The sequence below is a fragment of the Microbacterium sp. K41 genome (genome assembly GCF_004794395.1).
GTDB lineage: Bacteria > Actinomycetota > Actinomycetes > Actinomycetales > Microbacteriaceae > Microbacterium > Microbacterium sufflavum.
In genome coordinates this window covers 1-202 of the sequence record NZ_SSDO01000366.1, presented here as the reverse complement: position 1 = coordinate 202, position 202 = coordinate 1, and the positions used below count along the sequence as shown (strand labels likewise).

Genomic DNA, 202 nt, shown 5'->3' with positions numbered 1-202 from the left:
GGCCGGATCGGCCCTCCGCCCGGCCAGCGCCCGCGGTCGCCGCCTCACGAACCTCGCGCACCTGCGGTTCCTGCTGGCCGACGTGCCGGTGGTCGCGAGCGACACGCACACCACCGAGGGCATCGCGGAGCGCCCCGTCGTGCGGGCGCCGTGGACCTACGCCGACACCGACGGCGCGGGCGGCTACCGTCCCGTCGGCGGC

The 202-nt window shown here is 78.7% G+C and carries 1 protein-coding gene; it reads left to right on the top strand.

The window, feature by feature from the left end:
* Positions 1-202, top strand: a 202-nt coding sequence (locus tag DW309_RS11505) for a hypothetical protein (protein WP_136045447.1), incomplete at both ends; no start/stop codon positions are given.